Source organism: Synechococcus sp. A15-60 (assembly GCF_014280095.1).
In the GTDB taxonomy this organism is placed as follows: domain Bacteria; phylum Cyanobacteriota; class Cyanobacteriia; order PCC-6307; family Cyanobiaceae; genus Synechococcus_C.
Map to the genome: position 1 here is coordinate 1,887,626 of NZ_CP047933.1, position 26,326 is coordinate 1,913,951.

General features: G+C 59.4%; 25 protein-coding genes. 11 read left to right on the plus strand and 14 right to left on the minus strand.

Annotation, left to right across the window (positions count from 1 at the left end):
* The gene (locus tag SynA1560_RS10350) at positions 1 to 621 is read left to right on the plus strand and encodes a pseudouridine synthase (protein WP_186500448.1); all 621 of its coding nucleotides are present in this window, start codon (positions 1 to 3) and stop codon (positions 619 to 621) included.
* Here SynA1560_RS10350 and SynA1560_RS10355 read toward each other — a convergent pair.
* The 5 genes from SynA1560_RS10355 to SynA1560_RS10375 all read right to left on the minus strand — a co-directional run bounded on the left by SynA1560_RS10355 (position 581) and on the right by SynA1560_RS10375 (position 3,973).
* On the minus strand, positions 581 to 1,360 hold the full coding sequence (locus tag SynA1560_RS10355) for a methyltransferase domain-containing protein (protein ID WP_186500449.1): 780 nt from the start codon (positions 1,358 to 1,360) through the stop codon (positions 581 to 583). The genes SynA1560_RS10350 and SynA1560_RS10355 overlap by 41 nt on opposite strands.
* Positions 1,360 to 1,575: a hypothetical protein gene (locus tag SynA1560_RS10360; protein ID WP_186469197.1), complete on the minus strand. Its 216-nt coding sequence runs from the start codon at positions 1,573 to 1,575 to the stop codon at positions 1,360 to 1,362. Before SynA1560_RS10360 ends, SynA1560_RS10355 begins: the two co-directional genes overlap by 1 nt.
* Positions 1,576 to 1,649: 74 nt before the next feature.
* Positions 1,650 to 2,612 (minus strand): NAD(P)H-binding protein, encoded by a 963-nt coding sequence (locus SynA1560_RS10365; protein ID WP_186469198.1) that lies wholly within the window; start codon positions 2,610 to 2,612, stop codon positions 1,650 to 1,652.
* Between the two features lie 53 nt (positions 2,613 to 2,665).
* Positions 2,666 to 2,764: a cytochrome b6-f complex subunit PetM gene (gene petM, locus SynA1560_RS10370; RefSeq protein WP_007100308.1), complete on the minus strand. Its 99-nt coding sequence runs from the start codon at positions 2,762 to 2,764 to the stop codon at positions 2,666 to 2,668.
* Between the two features lie 27 nt (positions 2,765 to 2,791).
* A complete protein-coding gene (locus tag SynA1560_RS10375) occupies positions 2,792 to 3,973 on the minus strand; it encodes a N2,N2-dimethylguanosine tRNA methyltransferase (RefSeq protein ID WP_255476927.1) in 1,182 nt (393 codons plus the stop codon).
* Here SynA1560_RS10375 and SynA1560_RS10380 point away from each other — a divergent pair.
* On the plus strand, positions 3,968 to 4,951 hold the full coding sequence (locus SynA1560_RS10380) for an alpha/beta fold hydrolase (RefSeq protein WP_255476928.1): 984 nt from the start codon (positions 3,968 to 3,970) through the stop codon (positions 4,949 to 4,951). The two genes, SynA1560_RS10375 and SynA1560_RS10380, sit on opposite strands and share 6 nt — an antisense overlap.
* Complete coding sequence (ilvN, locus tag SynA1560_RS10385; protein ID WP_186469201.1) at positions 4,948 to 5,478, plus strand: acetolactate synthase small subunit; 531 nt, start codon at positions 4,948 to 4,950, stop codon at positions 5,476 to 5,478. Before SynA1560_RS10380 ends, ilvN begins: the two co-directional genes overlap by 4 nt.
* A gap of 24 nt (positions 5,479 to 5,502) precedes the next feature.
* Here the strand turns inward: ilvN and SynA1560_RS10390 are convergent, their stop codons facing one another.
* Both SynA1560_RS10390 and SynA1560_RS10395 read right to left on the minus strand, forming a co-directional pair.
* Positions 5,503 to 6,192, minus strand: a complete 690-nt coding sequence (locus SynA1560_RS10390) for a peptidylprolyl isomerase (RefSeq protein WP_186469202.1) — start codon at positions 6,190 to 6,192, stop codon at positions 5,503 to 5,505.
* A gap of 7 nt (positions 6,193 to 6,199) precedes the next feature.
* Positions 6,200 to 6,736, minus strand: a complete 537-nt coding sequence (locus SynA1560_RS10395; protein ID WP_186500451.1) for a photosystem I assembly protein Ycf4 — start codon at positions 6,734 to 6,736, stop codon at positions 6,200 to 6,202.
* A gap of 221 nt (positions 6,737 to 6,957) precedes the next feature.
* On the opposite strand from SynA1560_RS10395, the gene psbD reads away from it, so the two are divergent.
* Both psbD and psbC read left to right on the plus strand, forming a co-directional pair.
* Positions 6,958 to 8,013, plus strand: a complete 1,056-nt coding sequence (gene psbD / locus SynA1560_RS10400) for a photosystem II D2 protein (photosystem q(a) protein) (protein WP_006041823.1) — start codon at positions 6,958 to 6,960, stop codon at positions 8,011 to 8,013.
* Positions 7,997 to 9,385 (plus strand): photosystem II reaction center protein CP43, encoded by a 1,389-nt coding sequence (gene psbC, locus SynA1560_RS10405; RefSeq protein ID WP_186469204.1) that lies wholly within the window; start codon positions 7,997 to 7,999, stop codon positions 9,383 to 9,385. The genes psbD and psbC overlap by 17 nt, the downstream gene beginning before the upstream one ends.
* 174 nt (positions 9,386 to 9,559) lie before the next feature.
* On the opposite strand, the gene SynA1560_RS10410 is transcribed toward psbC, so the two are convergent.
* Positions 9,560 to 9,820 (minus strand): hypothetical protein, encoded by a 261-nt coding sequence (locus tag SynA1560_RS10410; protein ID WP_186469205.1) that lies wholly within the window; start codon positions 9,818 to 9,820, stop codon positions 9,560 to 9,562.
* 79 nt (positions 9,821 to 9,899) lie between these two features.
* Positions 9,900 to 10,475 (minus strand): nucleoside triphosphate pyrophosphatase, encoded by a 576-nt coding sequence (locus tag SynA1560_RS10415; RefSeq protein WP_186500452.1) that lies wholly within the window; start codon positions 10,473 to 10,475, stop codon positions 9,900 to 9,902.
* 32 nt (positions 10,476 to 10,507) lie between these two features.
* On the opposite strand from SynA1560_RS10415, the gene SynA1560_RS10420 reads away from it, so the two are divergent.
* A complete protein-coding gene (locus tag SynA1560_RS10420) occupies positions 10,508 to 10,921 on the plus strand; it encodes an Npun_F0494 family protein (RefSeq protein ID WP_186469207.1) in 414 nt (137 codons plus the stop codon).
* Here SynA1560_RS10420 and SynA1560_RS10425 read toward each other — a convergent pair.
* The 5 genes from SynA1560_RS10425 to SynA1560_RS10445 form a co-directional block, all read right to left on the minus strand.
* Positions 10,862 to 14,242, minus strand: a complete 3,381-nt coding sequence (locus SynA1560_RS10425) for a type 2 lanthipeptide synthetase LanM family protein (protein ID WP_186500453.1) — start codon at positions 14,240 to 14,242, stop codon at positions 10,862 to 10,864. The two genes, SynA1560_RS10420 and SynA1560_RS10425, sit on opposite strands and share 60 nt — an antisense overlap.
* A complete protein-coding gene (locus SynA1560_RS10430; protein ID WP_186500454.1) occupies positions 14,239 to 16,383 on the minus strand; it encodes a peptidase domain-containing ABC transporter in 2,145 nt (714 codons plus the stop codon). The genes SynA1560_RS10425 and SynA1560_RS10430 overlap by 4 nt, the downstream gene beginning before the upstream one ends.
* Positions 16,380 to 18,590 carry an ATP-binding cassette domain-containing protein gene (locus SynA1560_RS10435; protein WP_186500455.1) on the minus strand — a complete coding sequence of 737 codons (2,211 nt, stop codon included), beginning with the start codon at positions 18,588 to 18,590 and terminating at the stop codon, positions 16,380 to 16,382. Before SynA1560_RS10435 ends, SynA1560_RS10430 begins: the two co-directional genes overlap by 4 nt.
* Positions 18,590 to 19,900, minus strand: a complete 1,311-nt coding sequence (locus SynA1560_RS10440) for a hypothetical protein (protein WP_186500456.1) — start codon at positions 19,898 to 19,900, stop codon at positions 18,590 to 18,592. Before SynA1560_RS10440 ends, SynA1560_RS10435 begins: the two co-directional genes overlap by 1 nt.
* A gap of 83 nt (positions 19,901 to 19,983) precedes the next feature.
* A complete protein-coding gene (locus SynA1560_RS10445; protein WP_186500457.1) occupies positions 19,984 to 21,531 on the minus strand; it encodes a TolC family protein in 1,548 nt (515 codons plus the stop codon).
* Positions 21,532 to 21,709: 178 nt separating this feature from the next.
* Here SynA1560_RS10445 and SynA1560_RS10450 point away from each other — a divergent pair, with 178 nt between their 5' ends.
* Genes SynA1560_RS10450 through SynA1560_RS10470 form a run of 5 tightly spaced genes read left to right on the plus strand, consistent with a single transcriptional unit; the run spans position 21,710 to position 26,314 of the window.
* Positions 21,710 to 23,197, plus strand: coding sequence for a cobyric acid synthase (locus SynA1560_RS10450; RefSeq protein WP_186501656.1), 1,488 nt, complete (start codon positions 21,710 to 21,712; stop codon positions 23,195 to 23,197).
* A 6-nt stretch (positions 23,198 to 23,203) separates the two neighbouring features.
* On the plus strand, positions 23,204 to 23,455 hold the full coding sequence (locus SynA1560_RS10455) for a 2Fe-2S iron-sulfur cluster binding domain-containing protein (RefSeq protein WP_255476929.1): 252 nt from the start codon (positions 23,204 to 23,206) through the stop codon (positions 23,453 to 23,455).
* A complete protein-coding gene (locus SynA1560_RS10460) occupies positions 23,452 to 24,654 on the plus strand; it encodes a chloride channel protein (protein WP_255476930.1) in 1,203 nt (400 codons plus the stop codon). Before SynA1560_RS10455 ends, SynA1560_RS10460 begins: the two co-directional genes overlap by 4 nt.
* Positions 24,651 to 25,541 carry a DMT family transporter gene (locus tag SynA1560_RS10465; RefSeq protein WP_186500458.1) on the plus strand — a complete coding sequence of 297 codons (891 nt, stop codon included), beginning with the start codon at positions 24,651 to 24,653 and terminating at the stop codon, positions 25,539 to 25,541. The genes SynA1560_RS10460 and SynA1560_RS10465 overlap by 4 nt, the downstream gene beginning before the upstream one ends.
* Before the next feature lie 29 nt (positions 25,542 to 25,570).
* On the plus strand, positions 25,571 to 26,314 hold the full coding sequence (locus SynA1560_RS10470) for an MBL fold metallo-hydrolase (RefSeq protein WP_186500459.1): 744 nt from the start codon (positions 25,571 to 25,573) through the stop codon (positions 26,312 to 26,314).
* Positions 26,315 to 26,326 lie beyond the last annotated feature (12 nt).

The window sequence follows — 26,326 nt, forward strand, 5'->3', positions numbered from 1 at the left end:
TTGCATAAGCCCTTCGGGGTTCTGAGCCAGTTCACATCAGAACCAAACAGTCGCTGGGATTCTCTGTCTGATTGGGTTGACGTCCCTGGGGTCTACCCGGCCGGCCGATTGGATGCAGACAGTGAGGGGCTTCTATTGCTCACAGCCAACGGCCGTCTTCAACAACGCTTGACGGATCCCCGGTTCGGTCATTGGCGCACGTATTGGGTGCAAGTGGAGGGAACACCGATTCCCTCTCAACTGGAGGCACTGCGCCAGGGCGTTGTTGTTCAGAAACAGCGCACGCGACCAGCGCGCGTTGAACCTCTGACCACCGCATGCTGGCAAGCATTGCCAGAACGCGAGCCCCCGATCCGCACACGGCGAAGCATTCCAACCACGTGGCTGAAGATCAGCCTCACCGAAGGACGCAATCGTCAGGTCCGGCGCATGACAGCCACCGTCGGGCTGCCCACCTTGCGGCTGATTCGCCACAGCGTGGACTTGATGGATGGCGGCCCACCACTCAGCCTGGACAACCTTGGTTCAGGAGAATGGCGAGCCGTCACTGCCAATGAACAGGATCGCCTGATGGCTCTGCTCAAGCGGCCGGCAAGGCACCGATCAACGTCACAGCCCTGAATTCAATCCCCTCCACAACCCGCCAGGGCTGATCGGAGCGATCGGCGTAGGTCACATCCTCAAAACCGAGTGCACGGAAATCAGCCAAGAACGCCTCTTCTTGCCAGGCACCACTAATGCAACCGCTCCAGAGCTCTGCATCCCGCTGCAAATGATCGGGGACGGGTCGATCGCAGACGATGTCGCTGATCGCAACACGACCACCCGGGCGCAGCACTCTGCGGATGTTGTGCAACAGGGATGTCCTCGCCGAAGGATTCACCAGGTTGAGCACACAGTTGCTCAACACGACATCGACACTGGCGGTGGCGATTAGCAGTTCGCCTGCAGCCGTGGGTGCATCCAATGACTCAATGGCCCCTTCAACAAAGCGAACATTGTCGTAACCCACCGTTTCGGCCACCACCGGAGCAGCTTGACGCGAAAGCGCCAGCATGTCGGCGTTGCGATCCACACCGATCACAGCACCGGATGGGCCCACAACCTGAGCACAAATAAAGGCATTCTTGCCACTGCCACTGCCGAGATCGAGAACGGTGTCACCGGGCTTGACCCATCGTGTCGGATCCCCGCAGCCGTAATCACGCTCCACTACCGCCTCAGGAATGACGGCAAGCAGAGAGGTGTCATAGGCAACAGGCGTGCAAAGACAAGCCTCCTGCTCTTGCGCTGCCGCGCCGTAACGCGCCTCGACAGCCTGCGTCTGATCCAGGGATGGACCACAACATCCTTCGCTCATCAGCTCAGTACCTCCTGCAATTCACGCACGGTCGACCATTGACCGTAGTAGTAGTTGGCGCTGGCACGGCGGTCGTTGTCCTCCAAGCTGTCGAAGGCATCGAAACCGATGCTGCGCCAGAGGTCATGACCACAGGCGCGATCGAGCTCGGTTTCCGCTTCACGAGCGAGGTTGTCGAGACGACGCTGCAGATTTTTGACTTGAGCGGCGGACATCAACAGGGAGCATCAGAACGCCACCTTAACGAAAACCAGTACAAATCAACTAGACGAATTGGCGAACGCTTGGATCAGAATGGCAATTTTTTCTTGGCGTCCTTGTCGAGATCGGCCTCCATGGCGCGTAGGCGCTTCAAGATCGTGTCGTAGTACTCGCGGATGTACTCCTCCAGGCCCGTGATCTCTTCCGGATCAATCTCAAAACTGGTGTAGGTCTCGTCCATCGGGGCACTCAAGCTTCCCCCGCCACCCGTCACGGCCGCGAAAGCCAAACGCTCTGCCACATTCACCGCAGGCTCAAAGAAGGAGCAGATCCCTGCCGTGAGATCCAGTAACGCGGGGGGAACACGAAACACGCGGGCTGATTTTCCGGAGGCCAGCTCACAGAGCTGAACCACCTCACCGGTGTTCCATGCCTTGGGCCCCACCACTGGAAAGGTTTTGCGAATGGTGTGGGGATGATCGAGAGCAGACACAGCAAATCGCGCCATGTCCTGGGTGTTCATGTAAGCAATTGAGGTGGGACTGCCGCTCACCCAAACGGTCTGGCTCTCGAGAACGGGGATCGCAAACTGACTGATGACGCCCTGCATGAAGGCAGCGCCTTGAAGCACGGTGTAGTCCAGCTCGGACTCCCGGAGCAGCTTCTCGGTGCAGTACTTGATGTCCATCAGAGGAACATCACGGTGCTTGTCCGCATCCAGCAGCGAAAGGAATACGAGGCGCTTCACGCCCGCGCGTTCACAGGCTCTCAGCAGATTCAGCTTTCCGTCCCAGTCCGTCTCGTAGATGCTCCTGGGGTCGTCCGGGCGACTGGTGGCTGCATCGATAACGGCGTCGACGCCATCCAGGGCGTAGTCAAGACTCGCCGGCTCTAACAGATCACCGCGGGTGAGCTCGACCCCCCATTCCTGAAGGAATGAAGCTTTCCTGGGGGTGCGCACCATGCAACGAACGTCGTGCCCCTGATCGAGAGCCCTGCGGGCGATCTGCCGACCCAGGGTTCCCGTTCCACCAACCACCAGGACCTGCATAGGCTCTCAAAGGCAAGGTGGGAGCTTAATGGTGCTCCCTGCACAAACGAGGATCAGTCTTTCTGAAGCTTGAGCAACAAGGCACCACCCGCTAAGCCCACGGGGATCAGCACCCAAAAAATTGCTGCTGTTCCGAAAATCTCCGAGGCCATTGAGCTGGGGTCACGATCGACACCCATTTAAGGCCCCTCAGCCGCCAGATCGACGCACTGCTGTAACAACACGGCCAATGGCGCATCCGTACGCAGCTGTCCTGCCATTACGCCACTCGCGTGGGCATGGTGCCCCTGGGTCCGCAAGGCCGCAACAAGCGCCGCCAGCGCAGGCGGTCCGCCGATGCCAAGACGCTTGGCCAGTTCTGCCGTGGACCAACAGCAAACAGGCTGCCCGGCATCCTGCTGGAGACGCTGCAGCAAGTTCCGGCCCGCTGGCGAGAGTGATCCAGGCAGCAGAGGATCAAGATCGAGCAACGCTTGCAACTGCAACGGTGACTGCAAAGGACCGGTCCAGAGCGGCCCCGTCACCGCCCAACGGCCCAAACCGTCCTCGCAGGCACAGGATCTCCAACCGGAGAGCTTGAGCAATGACTGCACTGACTGATCACCGCAGCGCTCGCACCGCGCCAGCAGACCCAATTGCTCCTCCTCCCGTGCTGAGGCCCGATGCCGCAAGCGCACCGCCAGTCGAAAGGTGCGGCCATCGCTGAAACAGGCAACTGGCTCAACACCGCGGCCCAGCAACCAAGCCTCCCGGGCAATCGCGGCCAGCTGCAGCCGCAGCGCCAGTTCCCAACTCGCAGGATGGGCACGCGCCGCTGCGCCAAAGCGTCGGATCGCGGCTGAGCGGTCATGACCGGTGGGTGAACGTCCATCCGTGCTGGCCACGATGAGCACACCGCCAAAGCGCAACACAGCCAGGGCCGACTGCAGCAGCACATTCGGGCAGCCAAAGGCGTCGAGATCGACCAGATCAAAGAAGCTCTGATCGAGGTAGGCCTGACGCAAGAGCCGTTCAGCAGCCAAGTGGCTCGTGCGCAACGTCAACCCTGACGCGCTGCGCAGTGGCTGAAGGTTTGCCGCCAGCAGAGAACCCCGGTCAGGATCAGCGTCATTGACCCACAGCTCCACCTGTTGTTGAGCGATCTGCAGGGCCTCCAGCCCCCAGCGCAGGCCTCGGATGCCGCAACCGGCCATCAAATCGAGCCACCGCAGGGGCCGCTGCGCTTGAGAGACCTGCAAGGCAGCCAGAAGCACCGAAAGATCCCTTGACGGACGCGATTCCCGACGAAAGAAGCCGTCGCCGATCTGCAGGCAGGCTGCCCCTTCGCGATAGTGAAGATCCGGTGATTTCAGCGCGTGCAAGCAACCGCTTTCCAGCCTGCCTCCATGGGTGCCGACTGGGGTGAAGCGGGGGAGTGGAACTGGATGGGCATGCGCTGCCACTGGCGCGTGCTGGGACCTGCGGATGCACCCGCGATGGTGCTGGTGCATGGGTTCGGGGCTAGCAGCAGCCATTGGCGCCACAACGCCCATCCGCTCATGGAGGCGGGCTACCGCGTGTTTAGCCTTGACCTCCTTGGTTTCGGTCGCTCCCATCAGCCTGGGCTCAGCGCCGGATGCACCCTCAACAACCGCCTCTGGGCGCTTCAACTCGCGGCCTTTCTGCGTGAGGTGGTCCAGAAACCTGCCGTACTGGTGGGTAACTCACTGGGAGGCCTAACAGCACTGACAACAGCAACCCTGGCTCCGCAGCTTGTCCAAGCGGTTGTGGCGGCACCGCTGCCAGACCCGGCCCTGGTTCAACCCGCTCGCCAGCGTCCACCTCGCTGGCTGCGACGCCTGCAAAGGGTGTTGGTGCGAACGACGTGTCGGTTGCTCCCCCTCGAACTGATTGTTCCCTTGATCAGTCGCACACCGCTGTTGCGTGTTGGACTCCAAGGTGCCTATCAACGCTCAATCCGCGACGACAAAGAGTTGCAGCGGTTGATTGCCCAACCCGCACGACGGCTATCAGCCCCACGCAGCCTGCGATCGATGAGTGTGGGCATGGCCCTACGCCCTCCACAGATGACAGCACCCAGGTTGCTGGAACGTTTGCGAAACCGACACGATGCCCCTCCAGTGCTGCTGCTGTGGGGACGCCAGGACCGTTTCATCCCTTTGCTGATTGGTGAAAGCGTCCAGCAGCAACACCCCTGGTTGGAGCTGAAGGTGCTCGAGAACACAGGCCATTGCCCCCATGACGAGACGCCGGACGCTTTCCATCAAGAGCTTTTGCACTGGCTGGACCGTAATTTGGGTGAGACACGACGCGCATCCGGGATCGAGCACCAGGCATGAAGCACACCTTGTCGGTCCTGGTCGAGGACGAATCTGGCGCTCTCAGCCGCATAGCCGGCCTGTTCGCCCGCCGAGGGTTCAACATCGACAGCCTGGCTGTCGGACCAGGCGAAGAGGCTGGACGCTCACGGCTAACCATGGTCGTCGAGGGCGACGAACAGACCGTCCAGCAAATGACCAAACAGCTGGACAAATTGGTCAACGTGCTTCAGGTGCTGGATCTGTCTCAACGGCCTGCCGTCGAGCGTGAACTGATGCTGATGAAGGTGTCAGCACCGGCACCGCAACGCAGCGGCATTCTTGAACTCGTTCAGGTGTTCCGCGCCAAGGTGGTGGATGTCGCCGACGACGCGCTCACATTGGAAGTGGTGGGTGACCCCGGAAAATTGGTGGCTCTGGAACGTCTGATGGCTCCTTACGGCATCATCGAGATTGCGCGGACCGGCAAGGTCGCGCTTGAGCGTGCCTCAGGGGTGAACACCGAATTGCTCAAAGCCTCCATCAGTGGCGGGCGCGTACCCGCCTGACGGACATCATCGCTGGGATCAGATTCAAAGACCGGGCGTCAGAACCGTCGCTTTGATGATCGTGTCGTCCTGTCGGATCGCATCCACCACATCAAGCCCCTCGGTGACGCGACCGAACACCGCATAACGGCCGTCCAACTCAGGAAGAGGCTTGAGTGCGATGTAGAACTGCGCACTCGCTGAATCCGGCGCCTGAGAACGCGCCATGGCCAGAGCTCCACGCTCATGGGTCAGGGTCAGCTGCAGCAGTTCACTGGGATTGCTCACCACACGGCTGTAGCGCGGACGCTCATCTCCGCTGAATGACAATTCCAGGGGAATGAAGCGGGCCTGACCGGAGGAAGGGTCGATGAAGCTTCCTGTGCCGTATTGGCTCTTGGGTGTGGAGGCGTCACTGGAGGCCGGATCGCCGCCTTGAACGACAAAAGGGACGGGTTCGCGCACGACGCGATGAAACACGGTGCCGTCGTAAACGCCCCGTTTGGCCAGATCCAGAAAGTTGCCCGCAGTGACTGGGGCTGCATCACCGTCGAGTTCCAGGGTGATCGCACCTTTGCTGGTGGTGATTTCCACGGTGGCCTTCCCTTGGAGGCAAGGAGTGGATGCCTGTTCACAGCCCACCGGGATGGAAGCCGTGGTCTCGGCGGCGCAGCTCACCAGCAACGGAAGGCAGAGCGCCAAAGAGAAAAGAGCTTGAAGCGATTGCCGAACCACGTTGCGATCAGAGTCCTTCAAGATTGACCCCCAGAAAACGTGCCAGTTCAGCACCGTCTTGCTCGAGCTGCGCCAAGGGGAGAGGCTCACCGACGCGGGTCAGCGGCATGTCACGACGGCCTTGGACTCGCAGGGACACCCGACGGCGGGTGTTGAAACCATCACGAACCTCCACCTTTACGGCCTGGATGTCCTTGATGGGGATTTCAACACTGATGGGGCGGCGGAACCCGCGACGCGAAATGGTCACCAGCCCGGCTGACTTATCAAAACGGTTGGAACCTGCGCCCACATCAATGGCGATCACAGACCATAAGTAAGTGGCCAACAAGGCAGCAGCGATGCTGTAGAGCCCCATCACCAGTCCTTGGGGAACGAACACCAAGCCCGCAGGGTGCCCCAGCGGGAGCAGATCACGCCCGAGGTAACTCGATAGAGAAGCGAACAGAAATCCAACACCGCCAATCGTGACCATGGCAGCCACTAAGACGTTGGAAAGTCGCCGGGAACCGACAACAGGTTGTTCGAGCAGATCAGCGGCCATCACAGCCCGGAAGCAGCGCCCATTGTGACCGCTGAAGCGTTGCGAGTGGCGATGTTGCGCAGCACTGCCACAAACCCTGTCAAAAAAGCGGAAGAAACCCCGAAGAAACGCTCGGATACAAGCGATTTCAGGTGAAGGAATTCAGCCCCGCAATGCCCGTCGAGATTGTTAAGGTCGCCGGGTATCCCACAGCCTGCGGGCAACCGCACCGTTCTCCTCTCATGACGATCGCTGTAGGACGCGCGCCACAGCGGGGATGGTTTGACGTCCTCGATGACTGGCTCAAGCGCGACCGCTTCGTTTTTGTCGGCTGGTCCGGCATCCTTCTCTTCCCGACGGCCTATCTGGCCATTGGTGGCTGGCTGACAGGCACCACCTTTGTCACCTCCTGGTACACCCACGGCATCGCCTCGTCGTACCTGGAAGGTTGCAACTTCCTGACTGCTGCTGTTTCAACCCCCGCTGATGCGATGGGTCACAGCCTCCTGCTGCTTTGGGGCCCTGAGGCCCAAGGCGATTTCGTGCGCTGGTGTCAGCTCGGCGGCCTCTGGGCCTTCGTGGCACTGCACGGTGCCTTCGCTCTGATCGGCTTCATGCTGCGTCAGTTCGAAATCGCACGTCTGGTCGGCATTCGTCCTTACAACGCCATCGCCTTCTCCGGTCCGATTGCGGTGTTCGTCAGTGTCTTCCTGATGTATCCCCTCGGCCAGAGCAGCTGGTTCTTCGCGCCCTCCTTTGGTGTGGCCGCGATCTTCCGCTTCCTCCTCTTCCTTCAGGGCTTCCACAACTGGACCCTGAATCCTTTCCACATGATGGGCGTCGCTGGCATTCTCGGCGGTGCATTGCTCTGCGCCATTCACGGCGCCACCGTGGAAAACACCTTGTTTGAGGATGGCGAGCAGGCCAACACCTTCAAGGCGTTCGAGCCCACCCAGGAAGAAGAGACCTATTCCATGGTCACCGCCAATCGCTTCTGGAGCCAGATCTTCGGGATCGCATTCTCCAACAAGCGCTGGCTGCACTTCTTCATGTTGTTCGTGCCTGTGATGGGCCTGTGGACCAGCTCCATCGGCATCATCGGTCTGGCTCTCAACCTGCGCGCCTATGACTTCGTGTCCCAGGAAATCCGCGCTGCAGAAGATCCCGAATTCGAGACCTTCTACACCAAGAACATCCTTCTGAATGAAGGTCTGCGTGCCTGGATGGCACCGGCTGATCAGCCGCACGAAAACTTCGTCTTCCCTGAAGAGGTTCTGCCCCGTGGAAACGCCCTTTAATTCCGGTCTTATCGCCACTGGCGGTAAAGACCTCGACTCCACCGGTTACGCCTGGTGGTCTGGTAACGCCCGTCTCATCAACCTGTCCGGCCGTCTGCTGGGTGCCCACGTGGCCCACGCTGGTCTGATGGTGTTCTGGGCCGGAGCGATGATGCTCTTCGAGGTGAGCCACTTCACCTTCGATAAGCCCATGTACGAACAGGGATTGATCCTGTTCCCCCACGTCGCAACCCTCGGTTACGGCGTTGGTCCCGGTGGTGAGGTCACCGATCTCTACCCCTTCTTCGTTGTCGGAGTTCTGCACCTGATCAGCTCCGCCGTGCTTGGCCTCGGCGGCTTGTATCACGCCCTGCGTGGTCCGGAGATTCTGGAGAATTACTCCACGTTCTTCTCGCAGGACTGGCGTGACAAAAACCAGATGACCAACATCATTGGTTATCACCTCATACTTCTGGGTGTCGGCTGCCTGCTGCTGGTCTTCAAGGCCATGTTCTTCGGCGGCGTTTATGACACTTGGGCCCCCGGTGGCGGTGACGTCCGCTTGATCACCAACCCGACTCTTGACCCGGGTGTGATCTTCGGTTACCTGTTCCGCGCCCCCTTCGGCGGCGAAGGCTGGATCATCGGTGTGAACTCCATGGAGGACATCATCGGTGGCCACATCTGGTTGGGCTTGACTCTGATCTTCGGTGGCATCTGGCACGTGATCACCAAGCCTTTCGGCTGGGTGCGTCGCGCCTTCATCTGGAACGGTGAGGCCTACCTGAGCTACAGCCTTGGTGCTCTGAGCTTCATGAGCTTCATTGCCTCGGCTTACATCTGGTTCAACAACACGGCCTACCCTTCGGAGTTCTACGGCCCCACCAACGCCGAAGCTTCCCAGGCTCAAAGTTTCACCTTCCTGGTGCGTGACCAACGCCTCGGCGCCAACATCGGCTCCGCCATGGGCCCCACAGGCCTCGGTAAGTATCTGATGCGCTCCCCTACCGGCGAGATCATCTTCGGTGGTGAAACCATGCGTTTCTGGGACTTCCGTGGCCCTTGGCTTGAGCCTCTGCGTGGTCCCAACGGTCTGAGCCTCGACAAGCTTCAGAACGACATTCAGCCCTGGCAGGTTCGTCGTGCTGCTGAGTACATGACCCACGCTCCCAACGCGTCGATCAACTCTGTGGGCGGCATCATCACCGAACCCAACTCGGTGAACTTCGTGAACATCCGCCAGTGGCTGGCTGCAACACAGTTCGTGCTTGCTTTCTTCTTCCTGGTGGGTCACCTCTGGCATGCCGGCCGCGCCCGTGCTGCTGCTGCCGGTTTCGAGAAAGGGATCGACCGCCAGGCCGAACCGACCCTCGCCATGCCCGACCTCGACTGATCATTCCGATCAGCCGATTCAGTTCCTCAAGCGATTGTCATTCACCCTCGCCTCAAGGCGGGGGTTTTTTATTGCAAGCCACGACCGCTGATCAGCGCACCCACTCCAGCCAACAGAAAATCGACTTGCTGCACAACGTGCTGGGGCGATGGCTGGAGTCCGGTGGTGTTTCCCTCAGAAACCCATATCCATGAGGGTGTGGCTCGCCGGTGGTTCATGGCGTTCTTGACCAGCCGAGGGCGGCGCCTGACCAGCATCAGCTCGACTCCGCTCTTCACTGGACTGCATGAAGTAATCCTGTTCAGCAGACAGATTCAATGCCGCTGAACTCGACTCTGTGGAATGCACCGACAACGGCTCCATTCCCGAAGCGTTGAGGGCCAGGGTTCCTGCGAGCAACAGTGCACCCGTGACCGGGAGAAGACAACGAAGCATGGCCAAAAGTGTGAGGAGGGGCCTGCCTTCGGATTAGCTACGGGCGTCAAAAAATGGCAATGCCGTTGCCGGCGGTGCGTCATGGCACAGACGACAACCATCGCCGCAACAGCGGAAGACTCAAACCGATCACATTGGAGTAGCAGCCATCAAGGCGCTCCACATAACTGCCACCACAGCCTTCAAGAGCGAAGCCTCCGGCACATTGCAGCGGCTCACCGCTGTTGACGTAAGCCTCAATCTCCTGATCGCTGAGGTCAGAAAACAGCACGCGGGTTGTCACGCAGGTCAGCTGCGGACTGAAGGAAGCGTTCGAGGCCGGTGCAAGCAGGCAATGCCCGGTGTGCAGCTCCCCCCAGCCGCCGCGCATGCGGCGCCAGCGCTCGGCCGCCTGTTGGGCATCCGCCGGCTTGCCGAACACCACACCGTTGAACACCAGCACCGAGTCGCACCCCAACACAACGGAGATGGCTGTGTCTGCCAGCTGCGTCGCCACCGCTTCCGCTTTCGCCTTGGCCAGCAGCTGAACCAACGTGGTGGGGTCCGAATTGTGGATGGTGGACTCATCCACACCGCTGACCTGCACCCGATGAGGGATGGCCGCTTGCTCGAGCAGACGACGTCGTGCCGGAGACGCAGAAGCCAACAGCAGCATGGAGCCCTCAATTCAGGAAGCTGACCACGAGAATGGCATTAACAGCCTTCACCAGGACCGGTCGCGTGATCCTTCAGGACCCCAGTGAGTTAACGCGGCACGCTCTGCAGAGAGCCCGTCAAGCCGTTCGTTGCTTGCCATTTCAGCGCAACTTTTACCGTCACCTGGAGTCGGGTGCCATGAGCAGTGGCGAACTGGTGGCTCTCGACGACTGGCCAGCCATGACGCGGCAACGGCTCAATGCCAGCCAGACCGAGGATCACCTGATCTGGCTGATTCAACTGGGGGTTCTGCGCAGGGAAGTGGATGGGCAGGGCCTGACCGAACGGGTGCGACTCACGCCGCTCGGCAGGGATGTGCTGATCAACTGGCCGGAGTCCATTCCCTCAGCTGGATTGACCCACCGACTGTTTCACTGGTGCCGCCGCCACCGCCCCAGATGGTGAGAGAAGTCCAATCGACAGCACGGACTGCAAACGATCATCACGAGTCACCTGATCGATCAAAGCAAGGCCGATTCCGGAGAGACCGGTGAAGCACCCCGGAAGCAACACGTTGCTGCCAGAGGTACCGAAGCATCGATACGATCCACCAAGACACCTTGCTCGAGCAATGGACTGATTTACCAGCCGCGACGAGCGCTCGATAGCCGCAGAGCGCAACGCCGCAGGCAACTGATCAGCCCAGGGCCCCTCCGCCACGATCCGCAACAGAGAGGCATTCCCCATCGTTCCGCAACAGAGGTGGTCCATCTCGGTAAAAGGGAACGCGGTCAAGGTTTGAAGGGCCGTGGTCATCTCGTCCAGGCAGATCGCATCCCAGAGAGGAGTACCAAACAAACAAGCGCGGCTGAGGGCAATGCCGGGTGCACCGTGGCACCAGGAGGTCATGAAGGTCGAGGGCTGGTCAGGTTTGTAGTCGCGATAATCGGGCCAATTGCCATGGTCGGCATCAAAACGCTCCCGCTCATAAGCCAAGGCGCGCGACGCCCCCTCGATGAAACGGGATTCACCCACACGCTGGCCAATCTTGACCAGCGCGGCGGCGAATCCGGCGGTGCCATGGGAGAACCCGAGCAGGGGGTGACGATCTAAACCACCCAAGGACCACCCCCCTTCCTCCTTTTGATGCAGCAGAAGCTGATCGCCACAGAGCAAAGCGCACTCCAAGGCTCGCGCCGAACCGTTCTCCAGAAGCGGGCCGATGAGACCAGCGACGCCTCCGATCACATCAAGGGTGAGATCAGACCGAATGTGATCTGGCAGCAGGGCAGAAATCAACGACGACTCCAGCTCTTGAAGCGACTCGCGAAGGTCTTGTTCGCTGGAGGCCGCCAGTTGCTGAAGACAAAGCAACGTGCCTCCACAGCCGCTCAACCCCAAGGCCTGATCGCGCCACCAACGCAAACGCATACCATCACGATTGGACTCCCCCATCTGCAGGAGGGGAGGCATCAAGGCCTTCAAGAGGTCAGACCGGGCAGCGTCTTCAGGGAAATGGGCCGCCAGCAGGGCGACTCCGGCCGTCCCGCCATAGAGCGAATTACCGACGGGGCCGAAGGAGAATTTTTCGCCATCACTACCGAGATCTATCCCCAACCAATCGACCAAGCCGTCGGCATCTCGGATGGCAATCTCTGCCAGACCATCCAGCAGGCGACCTGCTTCTAAACGCAACTGCTCAGGCGTCAAGACGGCAACATCAATCTCTTCGAGCGCGGGTGCCACCTCCTGCCAACCGTCCTCGCGGGTGACACGCGCGCGACTGGTGCCACGAATCAGCTGCTCCTGAAACTGAACCTCTACGGCATCCAACGTCTCAATCCGTTGCCGACTGGATTCAAGGCCACTGGTTTCAATGAAGTTTTCAACAGGTGCGAATCCATTGCTTAGGGGGAGGTCGTTGCCGTCGATTGCATGCACAAAAAAGGGAATATCAAGCCTTTCCATCTGGCGCACTTCCTCATCGAACACCGGCCAATGCTTGGGCTGATCGGTCGCCATCAGAAAACTGCGACTGAGCTGCTCCAGCACCAATCCCTGGCTCAATGGTGAACGCAGGGCCGCGGGCTCCAGTTGTTGACGCTGCAACGCGAAATAGACGCGGGTTGCCCTCAGCACGATGCGCCGCGGAAGACCACGGAAGCGTTCGAGCACACCGTTGGATCCGATCCAGTGATCACGGGTCTGTTCAAAAGCAAGGCACTGTTCACGAAAGCCTTCACAGAACACCTCGAGATGCCTGTTGAGCCCATTGGTTTCACCAAACCCCACCGGAAGGCTTGTGGGCACCTCAGAAGGGACCATGATGCGACCGGCCATCATTCCATCGCTGTTGAGACCCAACCAACCGGCGCTCTTCATGGTGGTGGAGGCGGGCGGAGCGATGCCAAGCGCACTGATATCAACAGCAGTCCGAGCCTGACCGATAAACATCCAGGTAGGCAGAAGACCAGAACGAAGAATGGAGTTCTGACAGCGTTTCTGGAGATCCGACTGATTCAGAGTGGTCTGATACTCCGACGCATCACTGATGTGATCCGTTAGTTCGGCCTCCAGGAGAGTTTCCGTGTCAATCAACAACAGCTGATCACCACAAGCGATCAGGTTCTCGTGATGACAATCGGTACAACCGAGGAGATGCAAGACGGCCGTCAGACGACCCGCATTGCGATAGAAAAGCTTGAGTTCATCCTCTCCACGACAGAGACGATGTTCCACAAACTCCATGTAGCCGTAGTCATCACCGCAGTGAATGCTCAGTCTCCTCAGGGGGGGCAACGCAGTGTTGCGATTGAGATGGTCAAGAGCTTGTTGATACGCAAGGTCAACCCCCATGTCCTTGGGTTTGTAGACCAAGCGTGATGTGCTGTCGCCATCCGGGGTCGCAAAGGTCAGAACACTGACCGCCTGCCCTCCGTTATGGGGGTCACTCAAGCCCTGCTTGATGTGGATGAGTGCAGCCGTGGGTGCAATGCCGAAGGTCTGCTGCAAGGGGGCGACATCCGCATCAATCCTGCGCAGCATCCCTTCGTTGGACTGGCGCCAAAACAGGCACACCAAACCGAGATACCGGCCCAGCACCGGGAAGGTCTTGAGCAAACCGTCCAATCCATCAGCACGATGGTGCCGAATGAAGCGCTCGTAGTACTCGCGCACCGGTGGTCCCTGACCATCGCCTCCCGCACCGAGGTGGGCCAGAAGCATCACACCAGGAGGTCGCAACAGGTTGAACTGCTCAAACAGCACCTGCTCAGAGACGCTGCAGAGTCGGCTCAAGAGTGATTGACCTAGAGCCTGAAAAGCGCCGTCGTTGAATGATCGCGTCTGCAAATCGGAAAGGCTGTCGCGCAGCCTGGCCACAGCATCGTCGACAACCGGCAGCCAGAGGTCTTGAAACGGAAGCTGCTGCGCGTCCGAATCCTCAGCGACGTAGGGATGCAGGGCACGATCGGGATCGGATCGCAACGCGGTCTGCAGCGCCTTCAGTTCATCCCACCAGGGTTCAATATCGGCTGCTTGTTCAGGCTTTGAGGCACGGGCCAAGACGCGAAGCAAGGTGTCCGCATCAAGGCCTGACCAAGCAAAGCGACGCGACAGCTTGTGGTCTTCTTGAGGTGCGATCGCGTCGAGCCAAGTTTGACCGAGGCCTTGCTGAAAGCCGTTGAGGTCATCACAGCTGACCGCTGAGTCGTTCGCTGGATTCTTCTCCGCTTGCAGTAGTTGATGCAAGGAAGGCCATATCTCCTTCTCGGATATCAGCGTCACTGACCTTTGGACATCATCTGCGCAAGGTAGCCGTACTCGCACAATTCATCCCAGGTGCCATTTTCGGAGATTTCACCGTCTCGGAGCACCAGAATTCGATCGGCATCTTTGATCGTCGCCAGCCGATGCGCAATGCTGATCCTGGTGATTCCAAGGGATTGAACAGTGGCATTGATGCGCTGCTGCGATGCAGGGTCAAGAGCACTGGTGGCCTCATCCATGATCAACACCTGAGGCTGATGGATCAGAGCTCTGGCGATGGCGATGCGCTGCGCCTGTCCTCCCGACACATTACCCGCACCGTCCATCAGAAGAGTCTCAAGTTTCATCGGCATGGCCTCCACCTCATCAGCCACGGAGGCCGCGCGTAATGCCTCCCAGATCGTGTCCTCATCGAGCGCAAGGCCTCCGCAGACAACGTCGTAGATCGAACCACCATTCAGATGTGCCGTCTGCAGCACAACGCCAAGTTGTCGTCTGTAGTGCCGAATCGAAAGCTGAGGCAGTGGAATGCCATCCACCAACACTTCACCGGCTTGGGGATCAACAAATCCCAGGAACATGCGCACCAACGTCGACTTGCCACAACCGCTGGGGCCGGTGATCACCGTGTGTTCACCCGGAGTGATCTCAAAGCTGAGATTGCGCAGAATGGGCCCAGACGCTCCTGGGAAGGTGTAAGTGACATCGCGAAATCGATAGTGCCCTTCCACCTGATGGTGCACTGCGTCAGGTTCATAACCGCGTTCCACCTCTGCATACAGAACGGGCTCTGCCCGTTTCCACAGAACGCTGGCACGTCCAAACGTGTTGGCCGTGAGGTTGGCCGCCTGGGACAGCGATGCATTGAACCCCGAAAAGGCAGCATTAAACGAAATAAAACTCACCAAAATAGCTTCGAATTCGGCCGAGCTACTGGCGTTGGCCAACAACCGATGGGTCACCACCGTGAACATCATCAGCGAGGCCAGAGGGCTGACCAAGGTTCCGAACATTTCAATCCCGTCGCTATAGATGTTGCTGCGCAGCTGCAATAGTGCATAACGATTCACTTCCTTTAACCAACGAAGCAGCACGAAGGGCTCGGCCGCGGCACTGCGGATCTGGGAGAGTCCGAACACAGACTGAAGCGAGAAATTAGTAATCTCTGCGCCTGTCTCCAAGAGTGGTTTTTGCAGTTCAATGTCACGAATGGTGAGAACCAGCAGCCCCAGCAGTGAGACCAGGGTGAACAATGCGGCCCAGATCGCCAACTTGCTGTCGTAAACAAGCATCAAAATGAAATAGCCGAGGCTGAAGACAGCTGACAGCAAGGTGGAAAGGACGCCGCTGCCCAGCACCTGACGCAATTGACTAATGGAGTTGGCACGTGATGCGAGGTCACCAGTGGTGTATTGCGAGACAAATCGCATCGGCAAACGCATCACGCGGTCGAACACAGCGGTTTGCAACCTGAGATCCGTGATGCTCTCGATCCGCAACATCATCATCGTCTGCAGATATTGCGCCGCGGCCACACCAAAGACCACCACAAGCACAATGGCCAACCCCTGCAATAACAGAGCGCTGTCGTTTTCCGGCAAGACACGATTCACCAGAAGATTGGTGAACACCGGGATGCTGAAGTGAAAACCCATCACCGCTGCCGATGCCAGCACCAAGGCCCAGATAGCCCTCAATTCGGTATCGAAAGCAAACGAAATCACGCGGAGAGGTCCGGTGACCTTGGCAGGCAACGACGGATAAATTTCGAAAGCATCACCATCGAGGCGCGCTGATTTCGGAACGGGCCAGCGTTGATCCCGATCAGCGGAATAAAACCAGTTGCGCCCTTGATCACGGAACAGCGCCAGCGCTTCTCCGGAGCTCTGATCGTGAACGATCAACATCGGGAATTCACTGCTCCAAGGCTCGCGCGGTGGATCCACACGGCGATGGTGAATGTCGTTGTGATCGAGCTGAACACTGATGTCGGCATCAGGGATGGCAATCAGAGGCCGCCATGGAGCCTGCAGATGGCGCAGACAGAAGCCAATCAGTCGCAGCTCGTGCTGCGGTAACAGATCCTCGCTGGACTGCAACAGGAGATCGCTCTCCAGAGCATCCACCTGCTGGAGCGCGCGCCGACGGGCCTCGCTCATGGGATCACCTCCATTGACTCGCGACGTTCGGCAGCCACGAGTTTTGAAAATTCACTCAGAGGATCCTCCAGAAGCCGCTCAGGATGACCACGCTCGATCACCTGGCCCTTGGCCAGAACAAGCACCTGGTCACTGGCCAGAGCAGCATCAAGCCTGTGCGCAACGCTCACCACCGTGATCCCCCGCTGCTGAACGGCATCAAGAACCCTTCGCTGACTGAGGTTGTCGAGGGAACTGGTGGCTTCGTCGAGCAACAGGATCGAAGGTCGGCGGATCAAGGCCCGGCAGATTTCCAGGCGCTGCCGTTCGCCACCACTGAGATCACTACCGTTGTCGCGCAACTGCCGCTGAAAGGCATCGGGATGACCAGTCACGGTCTCCAGGAACTGGGCATCAGCCGCGGCTTCTTGCAGATCTTGATCGGTGTACTCGGGGTTCCAAAGCGTGATGTTGTCGGCGATGGAGGCGTTAAACACGAACACCTGTTGAGGCACGTAGGCGATGCTGCCCCGCACGAGCTGATCATCCAACTGTTCCCACGTCTTGCCATCGAACAGAATTTGACCGTCCAACGGGTCCAAGAGCCCGGCAAGCATCCGGATCAAGGTGGTCTTGCCGGATCCACTTCCTCCCACAAGGGCCAGGCGTGACCCCGCAGGAACATCGAGATCCAGTGATGGGAGGAAGGGCGGATCAATCGCATTGAATCCATAGCTCACACCTTTGAGCGTGATCCGACCCTGAAGACGTTGATCGTGATCAAGCGTTGACTCAAGACCTATACGCGCTGATTGGAAGCTGCGCACATGGGGGTCATCGGCTGTGGACGTGAGATCCACCAGGCGGCCAAGATCACCGATCAGTCGCTGAAGCGTGGAGCTCAACTGCGGCAAGGTGGAAATCGGAGCAATCAACTGTGCCTGCAGGAACTGAAACGACACCAACAGGCCAAGGGACATGCGTCCCTGGATGATCAACACCCCGCCCAATGTGATCACCAGGGCCGACAGCAACAGGGTGGCGGTACTAGCACTGATGCTTGACCAGGCGAGCTGCGCGCCAAGCAACTGGTTTTGCTCGACGACCGAACCGAAATTGCCCTGCCACTGGCTGAGGAAATCAAACTCAAGTCCAGACGCCTTCAGCGTTTCAATCGTGTTGATACCTTGCAGCGCTCGGCCCTGAGCTTTGCCCTGTTCAATCGCGAGCTTGCGGTTGGCGTCGTAACGCTGAGCCGTCAGCCACCAGTTGAGCAGCAGATTGAGGGCGAGAACAACCGCCACCAACATGGTGAGCCAGAACGAGATCAAGCAGCTCACCACCAACAACAACAGCGCAGCCCAGGTGCTCACCAAGAACCGCAGCAACTGCGCCACTACCACCTGGGTGGTTTGCATGCCGAGCAGCATCCGCGACGACAATTCGCCGGCCATGCGCACCTGAAAAAAGGCCCACGGCACCGAGAACAGCTTTTCAAACAGTTCAGCGGTGAGCTTCTTGGAAAGCAGCAGCTCCAGGCGCCTCAGCACCACAAACTGCACTGCCATCAGGATCAGCCACATCAAGCAACTGAAGGCCAACAGCCACACAATGGGAATCCCGAAATAGAGCCGCTCCTCCTGGAGGAAATCCGTAATGAAGGATGCGGTGAGACCCGCCACCAGCAGATTGGGCACGAGGAGGGCCGAGGCCACCACCATCAATCGCAGCAGCTGGTTGCGGTAAGGAAACAGCAGGCCGGGCAGCATCCACAACGGCGAGCGATCTTGACCGCCTCGATGGAAATCCGAACCTGGTGAGAACTCCAGCACCACGCCGGTGAAATGATCGAGAAATTCCTCCATCAGAACGCGCACGCGTCCTTGCGCTGGATCGCTCAGAAACGCGTGCGTTTGGTCGAACCCCTCGACCACAAGGAAATGATTGAAACCCCAGAAGATCACGCAGGGAAACTGACCTTGAAGCATCAGCTGCTCACCGGAGCAGCGATAGGCCTTGGTTTGAAGCCCGTATTGACGGGCGGCTACCAAGACACGCTGGGCATTCGAACCGTCGCGATTGATGCCACAGGCACGACGCAGCTCCGTCAAGGGCACAATGCGGCCGTGATAGCGAAGGATCGTTGCCAAAGAGGCAGCTCCGCATTCGGCTGCCTCGTATTGCAGAACCGTTGTGGCCTTGACCCGTCTTGATGTTGCACTGGCCATCAACGGGCCCCTTGAGTCGCTGAACGGTTCGACGGTGAAGGCTGGCCCAAGATTTCCTCCGACCCATCTCGCGTTTCCGGCGGCACGATCCCGAACCAGCGGCGCAATCGTGGAATCACCAATGCGATGGGGGCGACCTGACGGGTCGTAATCGCCACGGTGAGCTGATCGGCTGTTTTAGGAGCAAAGGGGGGATCCCCTTTGGAATTCCAGACGTAACCAGCACGGTTATCGCGTTGATCGGTGACGGAGCGCTCGAGCTCCACCACGGCCAGTGTGGGACTGGGTTCACGCTTGCGGATCACGGTCGCTAGTTCACTCACACCCAGACGCGCTTCGAGCTCCTGATCGCCGCTGGGTAATTCAGCCAGCTGCACCACACGCCCTTGGATACCGCCCACCTCGGAGCGACGCATCCCCACCGGTGTCACCAACACCGACATCCCCACGGCGACCTGGGCTGATTCGCGAGCCGAAAGAAACACAGGCACGCGAGCAGGGTTAGCCAGCGATTCCCGGCTCAGCAGGAGGAGTGAATCACCTTTGGAGACTCCTTCACCATCATTGGGAACAACCTGACGGATGTAGACATCGTGATCAGCAAAAATCAAACCATTGGAGATCATTTGAGCCAATGACCGTCGCAGCTTGATAGACGACTGCTCCAATTGGGCTTGAAGATTGGCAAGCGAATCTTGATTGGAAAAAATCTGGGATTCGAGATTATCGACCTCAGCTTGATTTTGAAGAATGGTGGGTTTACTGACATATCCCTTTGCAGCAAGAGCTTGCATTGAATTAAAAAACGCCTGACGACTCTTCAATTCTTTCTCAAGAATCGTTTGCTTTTCTGCCAGGGTTTTTTGTTGAACTCGAGTGAGAACACCCACAGAGGTGAGGGTGTCGAGCTGTGACTGCAATGCCTCTTGCTCTTGAAGAGATTGCAACCACATCAGCAGCGTTCCTTGTGCATACGACGTCTGGCCAGGCACCACAGCATCGGAGCTCAATCGCTGCCGCGATTGTGAGGATGCATAGGAACGAAGAATGCTGCGAGACAGCTCCATCACTTCGGCATTGGACAGTGATTCCGGCTCACGTTGAAACCGCAAGGCGTCATCAGCCCAGTCATAGCTGGCATCTGCAAACGTCCATCGCGCTCTGCCATCGACGGCAGCACGAACACGATTGATCACACCAACGGGCAAAAGAACGCCCGTGCCAGTGACCTCGATCGGAATTCGTGCCAGCACCGACCAGAGCACACCAACGCATGCCAGAACCACCCCAAAACCAAGGGTGAGACGCAACGGTGGTGACAACACAACGATTGGATTTTGTTTGTCTCCCGACTGATGGCGTTTCCGCAGGGCGCGTGTTTCAAAAATCTGTCTCATCGCAACCGCTGCTCTTGTTCACGCACCAACGCACCACTGTCTCCAGGCCAGGTCGCCGAGAAGCGGTACAACTCGGCGACGGCCTTGTTGTAAGCCAGGGTTGCCTGTGAAAGTTGCTGCGATGACGTTCCCCACTGTTCAATTGTTTGCACGATGGTGGTGATGTCACCAACACCGATGTCAAAGCGTGCACGTGCAGCCTCTTGTGCCGTCAGAGCTGCTTGATACGCCATCCGTGCACTGTCAACAGCCACCTGAGACGCCTCATAGTCGCCGTAACTGGAACGGATTTGCTGAACGGTCTGCAGACGATTTGACTCAGCCACGGATCGCTTCTGCTCAGCTTGAGCGTATTCGGATTGGGCCTGGGCTGCATCAATGCCGCCATCGAACAATGTCCAGTTGAAGCCGATGCCAACAGCACCATTCCATGTTTTCAACCCCGACTGAGCAAACGTGGTGTCACGACCAGGGACCCCATTGATCACACCACTCTCCAGCCGAAGGCTTCCCGTGCCCACCACCTGAAAGACGGGAAGGTATTGATTCATTTGCGCGATCCCACTCCACTGCGCCGACTCCGCAGCAGCAAGGCTGGCGAGGATCTCCTCACGCAACCGCGTGGCACGGGCAATGGTTTCCGGGAGTGGAACCATCCAGCTGTTGTAAAGCTTGGCCTTCTCCGCGGGCAACACCAAGCTGTCGTCCGGCAACCCGAGCTGGCGGGCCAATTGAGCGGCTTCTGTGATGTACGACTGCGTGAACGAAACCAGCTGATTGAGTTGATTAAACAGCTGGGACTCCGTCTGGGCCAGATCCAAAACGGTGGCCAATTGAATTCCATAACGGGCTCTGATCACCTCCATCTGGCGACGGTTGATGTCGTAAATCTGCTGGAAATCAGTAATGAGCTGACGGGTACTCTGCAGGGTGTAATAAGCAGTCTGGATCTGCAGGATCAGATTTCTGGCGCTGACATCAAACAACAGCTTCTGTTGACGCAGTGCCTCTGAAGCGGCATTGATATTGGGCTGCCGCGTGGGATCGATGAAGCTCCAGGACGCGGTCGCACCCGGCTGCAAAACGGCCGTGGTGGTGAATTGCTTCACCTGGCTTGGTGCGTTCGGAGCACTACCGAGAGTCGAGATCACCTGCTCCTGTTGTGAGTTGTAGAAACGCTGGATGTAGGTATTCGCGTTTAAACCAACGAATGGCGAGCCATTGGAGAGCTCAAGCGTGGGATACCACTGACGTTGCGCGGCGATCAGTTGCCACTCGTAGTCCTGAATCGTGCGAAATGCAGCGACAAGATCAGGGTTATTGCGCAGTCCCAGCTCAATCGCCTCCTCAAGGGAGACCTTCCTTGAGGAGGCATCAACGCGAGCCCGCAGTTGCTGAAGCTTCTCGACTAAGGCATCAGCCTTCTGCTCGTTTGCTCGAGGGTCTCGCTGATCCAACGCATGCGGCTCCGCTTTCAGAGGCGTCAAAAAGCCTGTAAGCAAGGCGAGCACCAAAGGAAGCAGAGCCGCACGCTTCACCGGCATTGGTCAGCGTGCCCTCACTCGACAACTGCCCGTATCGAACCACAGGTTTTTCAGCTGTCGAGTCTGTGATCACGTGCCATTCACGACGACGCAAAGCGTCGATGGGTGGCTTGCGATGCTCAACATCAGCCGATCGCAGCAACCCATTCGAATGAGCAGCCCCTCGCCAGCCCCCCTGATGGTGCTTGGCACCAGCAGCGGTGCCGGCAAATCGTTGATGACAGCTGCCCTGTGTCGCGTGCTCAGGCGGCGCGGTGAACGTCCGCTGCCCTTCAAGGGCCAGAACATGAGCAACAACGCCTGGGTGGACCAAGGCGGTGGCGAAATGGCCTATTCCCAAGCACTCCAGGCCTGGGCCGCTGAGCTGGAACCCGATCATGCAATGAATCCCGTGTTGCTCAAACCGCAGGGCGACTCGACCAGTGAAGTCATTCACCTTGGGGCTTCGGTCGGGCAGTGCCGTGCTGAGCACTACTACCGCGACTGGTTTCGCCCAGGCTGGGTTGCGATTCGCAAGGGTCTGAGAACGCTTCAGGAGGCGCATCCAGGCGGACGCCTGGTGTTGGAGGGAGCTGGTAGTCCGGTGGAGGTGAACCTGCAGGCACGCGACCTGACCAATCTCCGCCTGGCGCAGTACCTCCGAGCCCATTGCCTGCTGGTGGCTGACATCGAACGAGGGGGCGTGTTCGCCCAGATTGTGGGAACGCTGCAGCTTCTGAGGCCAGTGGAACGTCCTCTGATCCGCGGGCTTTTGATCAATCGTTTTCGTGGCCGCCGGGAGCTCTTCGACGAAGGCCGCCGCTGGCTGGAAGCCAACACTGGCTTGCCGGTGGTGGGCGTGATGCCATGGCTCGATGAGCTGTTTCCCCCCGAAGATTCGCTTGATCTCCTGGAACGCCGCGGACGCAAACGCGCCGCTGAGCTGGACATCGCCGTGCTCAAGCTGCCATCACTGAGCAACTTTTCCGACCTGGACCCCCTAGAGGCGGAGCCGACGGTTCAACTGCGTTGGGTCTCCCCTGGGGACTCGCTTGGCACCCCCGACGCGGTGGTCATTCCAGGCAGCAAACAGACCTTGCGGGATCTAGCCAGCTTGCGCCGAACCGGCCTCGATGCCGCGTTGGTTGATTTCGCCATGCAGGGAGGAGAGGTGTTCGGTATTTGCGGCGGCATGCAGATGATGGGCGAATCTCTGCAGGATCCGGACGGGCTTGAGGGCGAGCCTCACAGCAACACGCCCAGCGGCCACGAACCAGGATTAGCGCTGCTGCCCATTCGGACCGTGTTCGGCGGAGCCAAAGCGCTGCGACAACGTCAGAGCCCTGCACTTTGGCCACCGCAGATGCCGCCGCTCCGATTGGAGGGATTCGAACTGCACCGGGGACTGACCGACGTCTGTGGTGACTGCACACCACTTTGCGGCGACGAAGAACTCGGGTGGATCAAGCACCACAACGGCCAGGCTGGAGCCGCCGCAGGAACGTACCTACACGGAATCTTCGACAACGGTGCCTGGCGTCGTCGTTGGCTGAACCGGTTGCGACGTCGACGCGATCTGCCCGAACTGAACGAGGATCAACCCCATCACAGCCGACAGCGTGAAGCACTGCTCGATCGTCTCGCCGATGCGTTCGAGCAGCATGTGAATCTGGACCCATTGCTGTAATCCCCCTTGAGCGCCAGGCCCCCAAAGGTGGAGATTCACTGGCCGAATGGCCGTCGCAGCGTCTGCTGCCAAGGAGAGGACTGGCTTCAGGCGGCGCAACAGGCGGGGATGCACATCCCAACCGGGTGCCTTGGTGGCAGCTGCGGTGCCTGCGAGATCGAAGTGAACGGAACCGTGGTGAGGTCCTGCATCAGCACCGTGCCTGCGCCAGCATCAGGCCAGCTGAGGGTGGAGTTGGCCACCGACCCCTACTGGTGATCACCTCCTCCACATCAAGGCCGCGTTCTCTCCTGTGGTGGAGTCTGCGCGCCCTGCTGGCCGGCGCTGCAGGAGGGGCGATGGCCGCCGTGGTGGTGAGTCTGGCCCTCACCGTGCAGCATTGGATCTGGGGTGCTGCTGTGCTGCAAGGTCTCCCCAGTGAGCGTCCGTTGCTCTGGTGCCTGCTTTGGGCGGGCGGGATCGGCCTGATGTTGAGCCTTTTGCAACGGCAACAGCTGGACCGCGGCTTGCCTGAAATGAAAGAGACCCTGGCCCAGTTGCGAGCACCTGAAGGACTGAACACGCAAAACGGACTCACCCAACTGCTTGGAGGAGCGCTGGTGCTCGCAGGTGGCGGCACTTTGGGCCCGGAAGCACTGATGACCCGTCTGGTGGCCGTGGGCAGCCATCAGATCTGGAAGGGTGCCGATCGCACTCTGGTGGCAGCCGCGATGGCGGGCTCTCTGGGCCTGTTCCACTCACCCCTGGTGGGAGGAGCCGCCCTGGCCGGAAAGAAATGGCAGCTGATCTGGCGCTGGCTGCCGGGCACAATCGGCGGCGTTGCCGGTTTCGTGGCCTTTCACGGTCTGAATGATTTCGGCGGTGGCATGCGCGGTGTTCCCTACCTCTGGCCCACCGGCCAGGAGCAACGCCTTGGTGCCATGGTCGCTGCCGTGCTGGCTGGCCTGGTGGGCTGGCTTGCGGGCCAGATGATGCGGCGCTGGCGTCAGTGGCTGCGCCAGTTCCACTTGCTAGAGCGGTTCTGGTGGGCTCCGATCGCCACCGGCCTGGTCGTGGGACTCTGCCTTTGGGGGCTGCCCTTGGCGGCCTTCTCTGGCGAAAACCAACTGAAACCGCTCGTGCTCGGCGCCTGGACGCTGAGCACGGAAATGCTGGTGCTCTCAGCCATCGGCAAGTTGCTGATGGTGGGGCTGTGCCTCGAGACCGGATGGCGTGGCGGGCAGTTTTTTCCAGTGATCCTGGCCAGCAGCGCCCTGGGCATGGGGCTGCACCAATGGATTCCCTGGATTGGCGGTCTCGACAGTTGGAGCGCAGGGGTGGTCGGGGGCAGCCTCTCGGTTCTGCTGTCCTCTCCTTTGCTGGGACTGGTTCTAGGTCTAACCCTGCTGCAAGGCCACGGTGCCGGAGCGCTGGTCATCGGGCTCTTGGTGGGACAACTGCTGCAGCGCGTCCATTGACCGGATTGATCGCCGGCCTGGTTGCGGCCCTGGCCTGGACCCTGGCCAGCAGCCTCTGGCGCAGTTTGTCCACGTCGTTGAACGCCATTCAACTGAATGGTCTGAAAAATGCTTTAGCCAGCCTGGTGCTGCTCCCGGTGTTGATCACACTGCCTTGGGTGCAGCAGTCCCAGGCACTGTTCTGGCTTCTGATCAGTGGAGGGTTGGGGATCGCCTTGGGAGACAGCCTGTATCTCGCCGCACTGAGGCGTCTTGGCACCCGCCGCACCCTGACGATGGAATCCCTGTCGCCCCTCATTGCAGCGAGCAGCGGTTGGTTGACCCTGGGAGAACAACTTCCCGCAGGAGCTTGGGGTGGCGCTCTGTTGGTCACGGCATCCGTGATGATCGTCGCCCTGCAGCAACCGCCTGAAACCACCGTCCAACGCGACCGCCAGAGCAGAGTTCAACGTCAGGGCGTTCTGATGGCACTGCTAGCGGTGGCCTGCAGCGTGGCCGGTGCCGGCGTCTCGCGCAGCGTGCTGATCAGTGCCGATCTAACCCCGCTGCAGAGTGCCGCCTGTCGGCTGCTGGGGGGGTTGGTATTGCTTTTGCCATGGATGCGCATCCGATGGCGACGCATGACGATGCCTTGGCCACAGCCGCATCCCCGCAAACGGCGTTGGCCGACTGTGCTGATGGCCACCCTGCTGGGCACGGTGCTGGGCATTTTGCTTCAGCAAATTGCGCTGCAGAAGCTGCCTCTGGGGATTGCGACCACCGTGCTGAGTACAGCGCCAGTCATGGCGATTCTGGTCGCCCGCGCCGAGCAAGACCGCCTCGGCTGGAAGGGTCTGATGGCCTCTCTGCTGGCAGTCAGCGGCGTAGCACTGGCCGTGCTGAGTTGACTACGGTCTGCGGGTTTAATGCAACCGAGATGTCCGATCAAGCCACGTACTACGGCGCCAACGGGTGGTTGTTGGAGTTGGGTGATCGACGCATCCTCGTCGACCCATGGTTGACCGGTCCATTGGTGTTTCCACCGGGCGCTTGGCTGCTGAAAGGAGAGCTGCCCCAGGATCAACCCGTCCCTGAGGAGCTCGATCTGATCCTGCTCACTCAAGGGCTACCGGACCACAGCCACCCCGAAACCCTGCGGATGCTGGACAAAACAGTGCCCGTTCTGGGCTCCCCTGCTGCAGGGAAGGTCGTGCAGCGATTGGGCTTCGAACGCATCAACACCCTTCGCCCCGGTGAGACCCACTGCATCGGTGATCTCAGCGTGCGCGCCACCGCTGGCGCGGCCGTTCCAATGGTGGAAAACGGATACCTCTTGGATTGGCCCGGAGGCTCGCTCTACCTGGAGCCCCATGGGGTGCTCGATCCTGAACTGCTGTCGCGCAGGGTCGACACCGTGATCACGCCGGTGGTCGACCTTGGTTTGCCGCTCGTTGGATCGTTCATCACGGGTGCCACGGTGATGCCTGAGCTGATCAAGCGATTTCAACCCAAAACCGTGTTGGCTAGCACCACCGGTGGGGATGTGCGCTTTAGTGGTTTGATCAGTCGTCTCCTCGATGGAGGCGATGCGGCACAATCCGCACCCCAGCCAGCGAATGACTTGGGTTTTGTAACCCCCAGGGTGGGAAAACCAATCCCATTGTCCTCCGAACAGCGCTAGAGAGACATCAGA